Origin of the sequence: Bacillus cereus group sp. BfR-BA-01311, from assembly GCF_022664295.1 — a bacterium.
GTDB classification, from domain to species: domain Bacteria; phylum Bacillota; class Bacilli; order Bacillales; family Bacillaceae_G; genus Bacillus_A; species Bacillus_A cereus.
This window is the reverse complement of sequence record NZ_JAKUHC010000014.1, coordinates 39,316-52,976: the sequence shown is the minus strand read 5'-3', so window position 1 is coordinate 52,976 and position 13,661 is coordinate 39,316. Positions and strand designations below refer to the sequence as shown.

Genomic DNA, 13,661 nt, shown 5'->3' with positions numbered 1-13,661 from the left:
ATTTCATTTATTTAAATTCAGTATTTTCCATACACAATTCTTTCATTTGCTCTAATGGCGTCTTTTCAAGATTATTTAACTTAGTCCACGGTATTACCACTTCTCTAGAAGAATCCTTAGCAGTTCCATAATAATTATCACTACTATCGTCCGCTATTTTAATCTCCCAATTCCAAACTACACTTTTACGACCAGTACCTAATGGTTTAGTTACTTTAATTGGTAAATAGACATTCTCTTTGATGTCCGCTATTGTTATTACTTCTTTATAATCCATACCTCATCTCCTCCCACGTATATATATTTGACGTTATATATAGAAATCCTACATAAATAAAAGCCTATTTCTTAATCGAATTAAAAAATTGGCTTTCTAAAGGGGGGAAGAGAGAAAACAAATGGCAAAGTTTCTCTTAGATCAAGGTTGAGTGCTCTCAACCTTCTCCAAGCCACCGCATCAACTAGTATCGCTACACGCCCTGTGTTCAGTGACTGGGGGAAGACTAGGAATCTTCTCGTTTATGCTCCATAGAGCTGTTTCAATACTTCGGCTACTTAATGTCATGTTCACCTTTGCTGGCCAATATCGAATTATAAAGGATTTATATCAAGACGTATGCGTTTCTTCCGACGCCTTGTTTGAACCAATACACTAGAGGGACGGAAGGAGAATGTTTCCGCTGTATTGGCTCAAACAAAGAGTGGAGAGCTCTTTGCTTGCTACATCAATAAAGCTCTTAAGTAATTACTGATGTACTTGGCGAAATAATATTGGTCTTAAAATTTCATGTAAGCATCGCTCATTCAATCATGAGCAACCACCCCCATTCCATTTTCAAGAACCGACATATTAGAGAGAAATAGACTTATATTTATTATCAACCTAGAAGGTGGATTCCAAGTTGATTGATAAACATAATAGAAACAGCATGCCGAATGCGAGTTATCTCACACCCGCCACACTGGAATATGTCATTGTAATTAAATCATTGGTCTTTTCGTCTTAACGCAGGTTCGTACCGCCTTGCCCGCTCTACTATGCGGTATACGTTACCATGACATTCTCGCATAAGAACGTTTCACTTATAGGTGTACTAATCCTCTTCGATATGCGGTTGTCAAAGGGCTGTCCAAAGCTCTTTAATGAGCTTGTAAGATAATGATAAAGCGATTCAAACATCTAGATATCCTCCTCTTTTTCACCACTTTATAGGCTATTTATCGACGTTTTTAACCAAGCATTAATTGTTATTAAATAGAAAACAAAGTAGAATTTACTAGTAAATGTATATAATTATGGAGGTTAATTATGGAAAATAAAGTTAATCTTTACCTCCCAACTCCTCACTCTCTTCACGTATTTGCCCAATTAATGAAATTACAGAACCAACTGCTTGGATCCAACTCCCTACAGTATCTATTAACTGGCCTTCTTCATTTTCATTCGTTTCACTATTTACTTGAGTGTCTGTATCTTTCTCCACATCATTTTCTTGACTGTACTGCTGCTCCTCTCTGTTACTTTTCAACTCGTAAATACCCCCAATTGCCTGCAATGAGTTTCCTATAGATTGCAATAAGTTCCCTATAATATTTAAAGATTCATCTTTATCCGAAGTATCCTCAAATTCATCTGCTAAAGCTGTAAGCCCTCCTAATGCCTGTATCCAATTCCCAGCAATCACTAATTTAATTTGTGTTTGTTCTTTAAAATCAATAATTAATCCAGATATTACAGTTACATTACCAATTGATTGGAGTTCATTCCCAATCTGTTCAAGAGATATTTCCCCTTGACCATCAGCCTCTAAAGAATTTCCAACTGCTTGTAATACGTTCCCATATATATTCAAATCTTTCCTTACATTAACACTTATAAAATGGAAAGGCGTGCTTCCAATAGCAGAAGTAATTGTGCCTATAGCTGCTAGCAATGCACCAAATATTTCTTTCAGTTGGTTCTCCATTTATAACCTATCCCAACATTAAGTAATTACTTTAATCCTATTCAATCACATATCTCTCTGTTAATAATTTTAACTGTCTCTTAGCCTTCTCTTTTTTTATTATAAGTGTCTAATAAAAGGAAATCCCCTTAAAAATTACGCTCATATGTTAAGCGTAACTCTGTATTATTCTGATGCATATCACTGACCCAGCTTTTTAAAACGACTATACCTTTAAACCTATTAAAATACTCTATTCATTATTCTCTCCACATAATGTAAAATGTTCAAAAAACTCATATTCATCAGCGAAACATTCTAAGCAGTTTGGACAGATATACATTTGTATCACCACCTTCTTTTTAAATAAAGTTTTATTCATTTTTATTCCCACATAACATTCACAATTCCATTTATACTATAGCCGTATCTGAACATTACATATCATTACTTATAGAACACCTGATTTTTTTGTAAAATCAGTGGTTAGCTAATTGAGCTACTGCTGGTTTTTAACAATCTTTGTAGGAATACAAGTATATGCATAATTTCTGAAGTGAGATCCATACTATATTTAGGTCTTAACATCTAAAACTCTTATTTCAGCCTTAGACCTAATAAAGCGCCCTCTCTCTTCCTCCGGGCTAAGCAGTTAGCTTTTGCTAGCTGCTTTTTTAAATTCATCTGAATAAAATCCCGAAACTCCCACATAATATCTACAAGCTGTTCAATTCCTGAATAGCAACCGTTTTCTTTTGTTTTCACCATTTAAGCAGGTTTTGAATATATTAAATTCTACCTTTTTCTATAACGTGAGCTGGCCACTTACGCTATTTTTACAAAGGGCACTAATTAATAGTGCTCTTTTTACTTTTTTCTACAAAATGAAATTTTTATTTAACTTTCTTGCATAACATTTTCACTTCTGCTCATACTATGGTTGTAATTCGCAATTACACCAGCAACATTTAATAAGCGCCGTTTTCTTTTTTTACCAGAACAGCTAGCTAATCTCGCTAGCTGTTTTATCATTTATTGAGTACAAAACATCGTTTTTATAAAAAACTTTTCACCCTTAAAACAGACAAGCATATATTATTGTATGGGGCACTCCAGTCCATACGTACACACCTTTTAGTCTAAGAGCACATTTATATGTGTGCTCTTTTTTTATTTACTTTCAAATAACGATTTTGTCTTATTCCTTAACCAACTAAAACCATGTTAAAATTAACCCATAATCTGTAAGGAGGTATGTAAAATGCTTTCACCGTACACATGTGTATCTTGTGATCAACCTCTTATACAACACGATGAACATACGTTTATTCATTACTGCACTAATCAAAATTGCGAAGAAGCAAAATTGCATTTATCTCTGTTGGAAGAGATGGGGTTATGAACCCAATCTCTTTTTCTTTACAATAAGAATTTTGTTAAAAAATTTATTAAATCCTCCATCCTGGTACATTCTATATCTAAAAGGATTAATCATGAAAACCTTAAAATACATCGCTCTTACTATTGGATGAATCACATTAATATCTCTTTGGTATGCTATATTCTTTTTGTAATCATTTCTTTGTCGTACTTTTAGTTTTTTATTAAAAATTATCACCATTATGCAAAAGTCACATATATTATTTATGGATTGTTATTCATAATTTTGGGCGGAGCACCCTGGTCAGGTGCTCTTTTTTACTTACTAATCAAATAACTATTTTATATTAAATCCACACACCCGTTAGAAGCATACATACGATATCATGTAGTATTCTTTTTTAATATTAGTTTTTATCCGTGATCGCTTTGGATAGCGCTCTTTAATTTTCATTACGAGAGCGGATTTTATAATGTTGTACAAGCACTACTTCGCTTTATTAAATAGACTATATAAATATTCAAAAGAAGGGAGCCTTAAATTCATATGGCTGATTACTTTTATAAAGATGGTAAAAAGTATTATAAAAAACAGTCACATTCGAGCAATCAAAAAAACAACTGTTTTATTGAGACGCATACAATTGCAGGTTCTGAAGAAAATGTAAATGGAAATATACCTGTATCTGTTTTCCTTGAAACTACCACTCCACAAACTGTATTTGAGGATTTCACAAACAATCACAATAAAACGTTAATTCAGTTATTTGTTGTTGGTATGAGTGCACCCGTTCAAGTAACTATTCTAACAAGAAGATCTAGCATACCAATTACTACTACATTACAACCCGCTCAAACAAAAATATTTCAAGTTGAAGATTTTCAAAGTCTTACTCTTACAAGACAGGAAGGTCCTACTAGTCTAGTTAGTTTATTTGTTCAAAAAACATTTTGTATCTGCTGTAACGATAATAACGATTCATGTGATGAATATTACCACGAGTGCAATTAATAAATTAAATCACCAGAAGAACTCTTTATATAAAGGGTCTTTTCCTTTGCCTCCCCTCATTGACTCCCGTATCAGTTAACCTAGGGATTACACTTGGTTCTGCCCTGGGATCGGTTGTTATGGCAAATGGAAACATCCAAGACTTATCGGTGGGTTGGGGGACTAGTGGCCTTGATAGCTTCCTTGTTATCATTCATGAGCTATAGATACAGTAATACACAAACAAAAAATCTAGTACAGTGATTTCACCATTTATAAAATGTTTATAAGGTGGAAAAAGCCATTGAGTAAATTCAGTGGTTTTTTCTATTTTTAAGCTGTATAAGATATACAGTTTTACGTCGGGTAGGAAGGCGACCTCTCGATGGCTCCCCCCTCAGAGCCGTACTTGTTAATTTCTTAACATACGGCTCAAGCATACCTTTATCCCAATATCTTAGAGTACACGATTCCTGCTAGTTTCTTGTTATATCTATATTTCTTAGCTGCTGATAACTGATCAGGTGTTGGTATTGGATCTTTTACAGGAAACATACAATGATACTCAATATGGCAACTTTTGATGATTTCCAAAAAATATATCAGTGGATGTTAATATTTTTATATAATATACTTGTCAAAGTATTACCCCTTTAGTTTCTAGGATGGACCTGTAAGATATTTTGTTTGTCCCGTATATTCACCTTTAACTAAAAAGAACTTGTAGTAATTCCTACAAGTTCTTTTTGTTTTTCTGATTAAATTGGAACAGAAACTTTCAAACACCCGTTTACCATTCTTATTTCTTCTTCTTTTCTGTCGGTTGGCTTTGTTTAGCGAAATTTGATGAATCATCGAAATTCGGTTGCTTTTTACCAGCATTATTACTTCTACCTTTTCCCATATGTAATGCACCTCCCCTCACCCTTACTATTCCCAATAAAAAAATCCTCTTGCATCCAAGAGAATTTTTTATTGGGCTCTTATTAATAATGTCCAACTGTGCTCATAGCACTTCCAGTCTTGTCATACCATATTGGATGCTGTTGACTATGAATTAGTCATGCATAATATGTATCATCCCTTATTTTTTATGGCGTTTTACGATTTAGGTCTTGATAACGAATGGCCAGTATGCTGGAACAATACGAAAGAATTAGAGAAATGCTAAATTATTTGAATAAAGTACCAAAATCAATTATAACTGAAGATATGAAAGAACAACTGCAAATAGAGCTTGTGCAATTACTACAAAACAAAGAGAAAATATTGATTTCATACTATCGTGACGGGATGGTCCACGACATGTACATAAATATATTACATATCGAGCCGATGACGAGAACTATATATTGTACGGATGAGTTTAGTTTGGATACCGGGTTTAAGTTTTATGTTAAGATAAATTTATTCAGAGAATGGGAGGGTGCATATATGTATGAACCGAGGATGAAAGAAACTGAAAATAGTGTAATTGAATTTATTGAAAGTGTGGAAAATGAGAAGAAGAAGGCAGATGCCTATCAGTTATTAAAAATTTTTGAAGAAGTAACTGGTTACGAGGCAAAAATGTGGGGTCCTAGTATAATAGGCTTTGGTTGCTATCACTATAAGTATGCATCAGGACGTGAAGGGGATGCACCTTTAGTGGGGTTTTCACCAAGAAAGGTGAAAATTAGTCTTTATTTGACCTATGAAAGTGAAGAAAGAGAAAAATTATTAGTGAAATTTGGTAAGCACACGAAGAGTAAGGCTTGTATTTATGTTAATAAATTAGCTGATATCGATATCGATGTTTTAAAGGATTTAATTAAACAGACAGTAGAAACATATCAGAATCTTTATCCGAACGAATAAAGTTATTGCGTGATTTTAAGGAATCGTGAACAGTTGGGCTAATTCCATTTGATTCCAAAACACTTTAAGGTTCTGACTTTATCGATTTCCCTCTATTTGTTTGTGGGATATAGATTAAGTTCAAACAAAAAGCTATAAGTTCCCCTCTGAATAAAACTCAATATTCCGTTCATACTATAACTACATCTAGAGTTATATCCCTGTTGGAGGCAGTTAACTTTTGCTAGCTGCTTTTTTGTATTAAAATAATAAAAATTTTTGTTCTTTTTTCTTTTTCACATCATATATTTCTATCCTAGACTTTCCGCTCAGAGAGTTACCTCCTGCCTTAAAGAACACTGATGTATGGTGCTCTTTTAATTAAATAAAGATTTTGTCAAAGAACTTCTTCACCTTTTAACTAGACAAGCATATGTTATTGTATGAAGGTTCCCCTTTCATAGAAAACTATCTTTCTTATCAAAGAGCATGCTTATATACATGCTCTTTTTCACTTGTTATGAAATAAGGATTTTGTTAACATTATATAAATGATATTAAGTATGATTTTATGAACATTTCGTATTAATGTGTTCTAATTAATTATGCCTATTATCTAAGATGGCATATCAGCAATAATTTATTATTTTAGCCAAGAAGACTCCTTCCTCAAGGAACGCGAAGTGAGTAGGTGGGAGATGAATTGGCTCCGGCGAAAACTCCGGTTTGACTTGAGACAAATCGTACACGTATTACCTGACCTGCTGCTAAATTAATAATAGGTATATATGGAATTTGGATAATAGAAGTTTCTGTACTGGCAGCTATGGGCAAAAAATCTCGCGTTATGTCTATAAGCATATTAAATGGCACTGCATCTGGACCAAAAGCAACACTAACTGTAAATTGATAAATACCGATTATAGGGGCAGTAAAACTGCTAGTGCCTGCAGAATAACCACCTCCATTTTTAAATATCACATTGCCAAAGCTCATCTATTGTATTAAATCAGGTACGGGAAAAAATTGTTAATCATTTTTTTCTGCACGAAAGTTAATGTTGGGTGCTGATCCCTATTACTCCAGTCAGGCTAGTAGGTCCTGGTGGTAATGTAAATGGTGGAATAAGGTGGAAGTGTCGGACTAATTAAATTAGGATCAAATGCCAGTCCGTTTAGAATCCCATGTGAATTAAACTCATTCTCTTCTGACATACGTCACATCCAAAAATATTTACCATACCTAATAAATGTAATGGGGTGACAAAATGATTTCTTTTTTACTATGCCTATTAAGGTAATATTGTCCCGCAAAAAATAACTATTAGGTGACTGAACTAAAGTTCCGTCTACTTCTGAAATGAATATCACTATCCAAATAACGAAAAAATGGTTAATATAGTCGGACTATCTAAATTCCCACCGTTTCACCATTAGTATTCGCCACATATAGAATATCTCCTGTTATAGCTAATCCAGCAGGATCATTTAAATTTCCACCATTAAACTCTCCTACACGTACTGGAACTGTCGGATTGGAAATATTATAAATTTCTACCGTGTCACCCTCAGCATTTGCTACATAAAGAGTCGTACCTTCTAATTCACTTTCTTGAACAGGTGTAACGTCATTAATATATAACCTAAATTTTAAAACTGTATTTACAGGGGTTAAATCACATTACTATCAAGCTAACAAAATAAAATCACCCCTAAAATGAAAAAGAGGTGAAGAAAACAATAAAAAAGCTTATCATTAAGTGCTAAAAGATAAGCTTTTTTGTCTATACTTATTGAATTTTATTATATTTATTCCATGCTAATACAGTATTGAACTACCCCCTTTTCTAAACGAAGTAAAAGTGGGGGTAGTTCAATTTACAGATGAACAAACATCCTATGATTGTTCATCAGTCATTATTAACTCCTTAATTAATTTAATATTATTAAGGGTCTCCTCATCAGTTGGTAAGTAACGAAGAACCATCTTATTATGATGATAAGTCTGTTTATAGTCTTTTAGCTGAAAGTAGCAAAATGCTAATTGTTTATGCGGTAACCAAGTTTTAAAGGGTTGTTGTTCAATGAAATGAGCAGAATTGGCTGAAGGTGCTTCTATAGCTTGATCATACCAATAGGCAGCTTGAGAAAACTGATTCTTCTTAAGAAAGAATTCACCTAGGCGACAACTAAATTCTGGTTGAGGAACATCATATTCTAAAGACTGAAATGTGATTTCTATTTCTTTTTTAAAATTTCCGATTAGATGATAACAACTAGCTAATTTATGCATAACAAAAAGCCTATGTTCTAATTGGATATCTTCGTAGTCTAAGAACTTGTTATAAAATTCAATGGCTTGTTTATATTTTTTATGTTTATGTAATTCTCGGGCATAATGAAATATATCGTGAACTGTCAGCTTACCTTTATTTTTTTTCAAAAATTGTTCATATAGTTTGAGATTTCGATCTGATTCATTATCGGCATAATTTTTTTTATGGGTGACTATGATGTCACTTTCGAGAGAATTATACTGTTCATGAATACTTAGATCTTCATGAACAACGCCGTGCCATTGAAAATTTTTACTTCTTTTAACTAATCTATTGCGGCGAATGCTAGTTAAAACATTATTAAATTTATCAATTTCTGCGTGATAAATCATGGAAACCGCATCAATTTTTTGAGTGATTGATTGTTTTAAATCAAGTAGCTTTTTACGTTCTTCTGGTAAAAGTATATCATCAGCGTCTAACCATAAAATGTAGTCCATTGAAGCTTGATGGAAAGAATAATTTCGAGCTGCTGAGAAATCATCTATCCATTTAAAATCTAAAATTTGTTTCGTCCATTTACTAGCTATTTGTTTCGTTTGATCTGTTGATCCTGTATCTACAATAATAATCTCATCAGGGATGTCTTTAACTGATTCTAAACATCTATTAAGTGTTTCAACTTCATTTTTTACAATCATACATAAACTAATTGTAATCATCTACGCACCTCTGTTATAGATATCTTTATTTTATTTTAATTTGGATTTTCCACCTAAAACGTAGTACCTAAACGAATCTCAATAGGTGGGGCTGTAAGTAGTTCACGTTGTGGTTCTCGAATTGGTTTTATAGCTCGTAGTTCAACTATCATTTCAAGAACGATATTCCGGTACTTATTCACATCATCTAATATCTCTGCCCCAGTTTTCCCTTGATATTTGTTTGCATCTACAATGATTATAATTTTTTCAATTAACCAATCGCCTCTATACCCATAATCTGCACGCCAATAACAAGGTTGGCAAAAATAATCAAATGAATGTAAAAAATATTGTCTCACATGCGTTGGGTCTTCAAAAGCACTATCACTTGATCCATAAGGCACTTTAAAAACTGCTTTTGCATCTGGTTTAGCAATGCGATGTAACTCTTCCATTAAGAATAAAGGATATTGTATATGTTCTAATAAATGTTCAGCTAAAAATTCATCAATACTATCATTTTCAAAGGGTAAACGCTTATTTTTACAATCATCTAAATTAGCGACAACATCTACTCCATCTTGTTTGACTACATCAAGGTTTATCCAATTTTCGAGAATGGTCCGGCCACAACCTAAATGTAGCTTTTTCTCTCCCATAATATCACCTCATTTTAGTTTATTTTTATTTATGTTTTTCTTAAAAAATGCTAAATGTAATTTTTCACATGAGATATTACCTTAATTTCTGGTACAATCCATGACCATCAAGCTATTTTTTTGAATTATCCCCAAAACGAAAAATTATACTATTAAAAGTAAATATGGAATTAGAATGCAATCAATTATTGCAAGCATGCTATCTAGCTGTATAGCTAATGTTGTGAGTCATACCTAATTAAACGATTTCTATAACAACGAAAAAGACTCTCCTAAAGAATAGAGTCTTTTCTCATAATATTTACATAGTTTTCGGATGTGAAAGTAACCTTAGTTATCACGCCTAGTGTTTTATATTCGGTTTAAGGATTGACTCCTACTCCAAATGGACCATTCCCCACTGGAATAGTCGCAATCACACCATTTGTTAGCCCATCAATCACGGAAACGTTGTTACTATTTAGATTTGTTACGTAAATAAGGTTAGTAGATGTATTAACTCCTACTCCAACTGGATTAATCCCCACTGAAATAGTCGCAATTACAGCATTAGTCGCTCCACTAATCACGGAAACGTTATTATTATAGCCATTTGCTATATAAATTTGATTAGTAGATGGATTGACTCCTACTCCAACTGGAGCCCCCCCCACCGAAATAGTCGCAATCACGCTATTTGTTAGCCCATCAATCACGGAAGCGTTGTCATTATTAGCATTTGTTACATAGATAAGATTAGTAGATGGATTGACTCCTACTCCAACTGGAGAACTCCCCACCGAAATAGTCGCAATAACAACATTAGCCGCCCCACTAATCACGGAAACGTTGTTATTATTAACATTTGATATATAAATGCGATTAGTAAATGGATTGACTCCTACTCCCTGTCTAGTACTCCCCACTGGAATAGTACTAATCACGGCATTAGTCGCCCCGCTAATCACAGAAACGTTGTCATTATTAACATTTGTTACGTAAATCCGATTGGTAGATATTAACCCCGTTGGTCCGGTTAGTCCCATTGATCCTGTTGGTCCGATTGACCCAGTCGATCCTGTCGGAAATGTAAAAGGAGGAATTGATGGAAGTTTCGAACCAATTAAATTCGGATCAAATGCCGATCCGTATAGAATCTCATGTAATTCAAACTCATTTTTCTCTGACATATGTCACCTCCGAAAATATTTATCATAACTTAATAAATGCAGTTAGGTGACAAAATGACATTAATAAGGACTTCCTCTTTTATATGTTGTAAAAATTGAACGGCTGCTTGATTAAATCGTTGGTTCAGTCCTTCTGTTGATGCTTCTAAACAGCTAGATAACTGAGTTAAAGACATCGTAGCGACATTTTGGTTCATAGTTTCGTTGCACAAAACCAACATCTCTAGCAAGAGTTCGTAAGATATTTGGGAATAAAAAGCTTTGAATTTCTTGAGCAAATAATTGTAACTCATCAGATACTGAAATAGACATATAAAAACGCCATCCTTTCCTATGATTCTACAGAAAGAATAGCGTATTTTTTGTTTTTTTGTGCACATGTGTAATTGTACACATGTGCACAAAAATACCCCTTCATACAAAGGGATAGAGCGGTACAAATTTATTTCAAAGGTATATCAATTTACTTGATACAAACTGCATCTACTTATATAAGAAAACTTATAGAACACCATAAAAAAAGGGCTGTAAGCCCCTCCCCTTACAATCCCTCATTAATCACCATTAAAGGATAAAGCGTTCATCTAATACCATATACCCATATAAAATTATACTCTAACTCCACATTATTTATAACTAAAAGGATTCGGAAATCAACTCCTTTTTTACCTATTCCTTTTCTTCATCATATTTCAAATTTACCCACCTATCTTTTAACTTTAGCCCATTTATAGTTGAATTCTCCACCAAAATCGTTGGTCACAATATCTTTGACAAAAGAACGTTGTAAATATGATCTTCCTTGTTGGTAGATCGGCGCTACTGCTCCATCTTCTAATAATATTTTCTCTGCGTGTTTCATTGCTTCCCAACGTGCCTTTTCATCATCAGCTAAATCGGTTTTCACCTTATAAATTAGTTCATCATATTGCTTATTTGAATACTTATCAAAGTTATATGTACTATCTGTCGAAAATAAGTCTAAGAAAGTAATAGGATCAGGAATATCAGGCCCCCATACATCAATACCTATGTCATAATCACTACTTAATAACAATTCAATTTGTTGTTTGCGTGGCTGCGGTTTAACATTCACGGTTAATCCGTTCAAATTCTTTTCAAGTTCCCCCTTAAAATACTCTGCATTTCTCTTCGCTAACGCATTGTCACTAGTTAGCAACTCCAATACTACTTCCTCTTTACCTAGCTCTTGTTTGGCTTTCTTCCAGCTTTCCTTCGCTGCATTCACATCATATTTTGCTAAATTTCCATTTTCTTTCCGGAAGTCTTTTTCATCCGTTCCCCTCGCAAAATTGAACGGTACAATCCCTTCCGCTGGAAGTGAACCATTGTTTAAGAGCTTTTCCACAAAATCTTTCTTATCAAACGCCTTACTGATTGCCAATCTTACATTTTTATTTTTCAATATCTCGTTTTTCTGATTCAAACGTAAGAACTGTACAGTAACTTCAGGACGTTCCTTGAAGTCAGGATTATTTCTATATTTATCAACAAATTCACCTGTTAGCCCTACACGATCAACTTGACCCGATTCATATAAATTCTCTTCTGTCGACTTATCTTTTACAATATCGAAGTTTATTTCATCTAATTTAACTGTTTTAGAATCCCAGTAACTCGCATTCTTTTTAAGTTGAAAACCTTGCTCATGCTTCCAATTATCTAACGTAAATGCTCCGTTATATATTAATTGATCCGCTTCTAGGCCATATTGATTCCCTTTTGATTCAAAGTACTTTTGGCTTATCGGTAAAAACGTTGGAAATGTTGTCAATTGAATGAAATAAGGAACAGGTTGTTCTAATTGCACTTCTAATGTTTTATGATCTATTACTTTTACCCCCAACTGATTTACAGGCAACTCTTTGCTGTTTACCTTCCTCGCATTCTTTATATCAAAGAACAAAAACGCATATTCTGCCGCTGTATTAGGATTCACAGCTCTTTTCCAAGCAAAAGCGAAGTCTTCAGCGGTAACAGGCATTCCGTTTGACCATTTTGATTCTCTCAAGTGAAATGTGTACGTTTTTTTATCTTCACTCACATCATAAGATTTCGCCACACCAGGAACCACTTTATTGTCTTCCCCAAGCGTATATAGACCTTCAAACACATTACGCATTACATTCATTGATTCATTATCAGTCGCTTTTGTTACATCCATTGTTGGGATCTCCGCTATATACGGCAAATTAATGGATTGTTTTCTTTCATTCTTGTTAGTTGCCTTCGCTGTATTACCAGTCTCTTTTTCCCCACTGCTACAAGCTGTTAGTAAAAGACTAGATCCTATAATAGAAGCCACAACCGGTGTAACTTTTTTAAACATCTTACTTTCTTCCTCCCTAAATGTAAGGCTCATTTAATATAATTGTATTATCTGTATATTTAACTTTAAAGACAATAAGAAGAACACTTTCCTTTTTCTAAACGTATTCCAACATCTTTTTTCATTATATATGTTGCATCTAAATAATAAACCTCTTATTACTTTACCATTAAAAACGTAACACTCTAGAGATTATTGTGTCAATCGCTAAAGTTTATTTTTATTACGGTACGTGAAATTATTAAAAATAATAATAAAAAAGGGCAACAAGTGAATGCTACAACCTCTTATTACAAAACAAATAAAAGTAAACACGAATAGCCCCATATTGATTTAGGGCAAATCAACCAG

Annotated in this window: 9 protein-coding genes and 4 pseudogenes; 3 read left to right on the top strand and 10 right to left on the bottom strand. The window is 33.6% G+C overall.

Going from position 1 to position 13,661, the window contains the following annotated elements; all coding sequences use genetic code 11:
- Nucleotides 1–7 precede the first annotated feature (7 nt).
- Together MR136_RS23625 and MR136_RS23620 are read right to left on the bottom strand one after the other, a co-directional pair.
- A complete protein-coding gene (locus MR136_RS23625) occupies nucleotides 8–277 on the bottom strand; it encodes a hypothetical protein (protein WP_071728564.1) in 270 nt (89 codons plus the stop codon).
- A 1,045-nt stretch (nucleotides 278–1,322) separates the two neighbouring features.
- Nucleotides 1,323–1,967: a DUF6944 family repetitive protein gene (locus MR136_RS23620; RefSeq protein ID WP_078421275.1), complete on the bottom strand. Its 645-nt coding sequence runs from the start codon at nucleotides 1,965–1,967 to the stop codon at nucleotides 1,323–1,325.
- A 1,906-nt stretch (nucleotides 1,968–3,873) separates the two neighbouring features.
- Between MR136_RS23620 and MR136_RS23615 the strand changes: the two genes are divergently transcribed.
- The 3 genes and pseudogenes from MR136_RS23615 (at nucleotide 3,874) to MR136_RS23605 (ending at nucleotide 6,174) form a co-directional block, all read left to right on the top strand.
- Complete coding sequence (locus MR136_RS23615; protein ID WP_071728566.1) at nucleotides 3,874–4,338, top strand: exosporium protein D; 465 nt, start codon at nucleotides 3,874–3,876, stop codon at nucleotides 4,336–4,338.
- 1,104 nt (nucleotides 4,339–5,442) lie between these two features.
- A pseudogene (locus MR136_RS23610) lies at nucleotides 5,443–5,697 on the top strand (YolD-like family protein); the annotation flags it as partial.
- Nucleotides 5,698–5,751: 54 nt separating this feature from the next.
- Entirely contained in the window at nucleotides 5,752–6,174 is a 423-nt protein-coding gene (locus MR136_RS23605) for a DUF1801 domain-containing protein (RefSeq protein WP_071728589.1), read from the top strand.
- A gap of 1,070 nt (nucleotides 6,175–7,244) precedes the next feature.
- On the opposite strand, the gene MR136_RS28665 is transcribed toward MR136_RS23605, so the two are convergent.
- From MR136_RS28665 to MR136_RS23580, 8 genes and pseudogenes are all read right to left on the bottom strand, one after another.
- The gene (locus tag MR136_RS28665; RefSeq protein ID WP_071728568.1) at nucleotides 7,245–7,367 is read right to left on the bottom strand and encodes an exosporium leader peptide-containing protein; all 123 of its coding nucleotides are present in this window, start codon (nucleotides 7,365–7,367) and stop codon (nucleotides 7,245–7,247) included.
- A gap of 196 nt (nucleotides 7,368–7,563) precedes the next feature.
- Nucleotides 7,564–7,752, bottom strand: a pseudogene (locus MR136_RS28660) (hypothetical protein); the annotation flags it as partial.
- Between the two features lie 297 nt (nucleotides 7,753–8,049).
- Entirely contained in the window at nucleotides 8,050–9,150 is a 1,101-nt protein-coding gene (locus tag MR136_RS23600; protein ID WP_071728569.1) for a tetratricopeptide repeat-containing glycosyltransferase family 2 protein, read from the bottom strand.
- 53 nt (nucleotides 9,151–9,203) lie between these two features.
- Nucleotides 9,204–9,791, bottom strand: coding sequence for a class I SAM-dependent methyltransferase (locus tag MR136_RS23595; protein WP_071728570.1), 588 nt, complete (start codon nucleotides 9,789–9,791; stop codon nucleotides 9,204–9,206).
- 362 nt (nucleotides 9,792–10,153) lie between these two features.
- Nucleotides 10,154–10,696: a YncE family protein gene (locus MR136_RS23590; protein WP_283160154.1), complete on the bottom strand. Its 543-nt coding sequence runs from the start codon at nucleotides 10,694–10,696 to the stop codon at nucleotides 10,154–10,156.
- 33 nt (nucleotides 10,697–10,729) lie between these two features.
- Nucleotides 10,730–10,960, bottom strand: a pseudogene (locus MR136_RS28655) (exosporium leader peptide-containing protein); the annotation flags it as partial.
- A 65-nt stretch (nucleotides 10,961–11,025) separates the two neighbouring features.
- A pseudogene (locus tag MR136_RS23585) lies at nucleotides 11,026–11,272 on the bottom strand (IS4 family transposase); the annotation flags it as partial.
- A 394-nt stretch (nucleotides 11,273–11,666) separates the two neighbouring features.
- The gene (locus MR136_RS23580; RefSeq protein ID WP_078421278.1) at nucleotides 11,667–13,310 is read right to left on the bottom strand and encodes a peptide ABC transporter substrate-binding protein; all 1,644 of its coding nucleotides are present in this window, start codon (nucleotides 13,308–13,310) and stop codon (nucleotides 11,667–11,669) included.
- Between the last annotated feature and the right edge of the window lie 351 nt (nucleotides 13,311–13,661).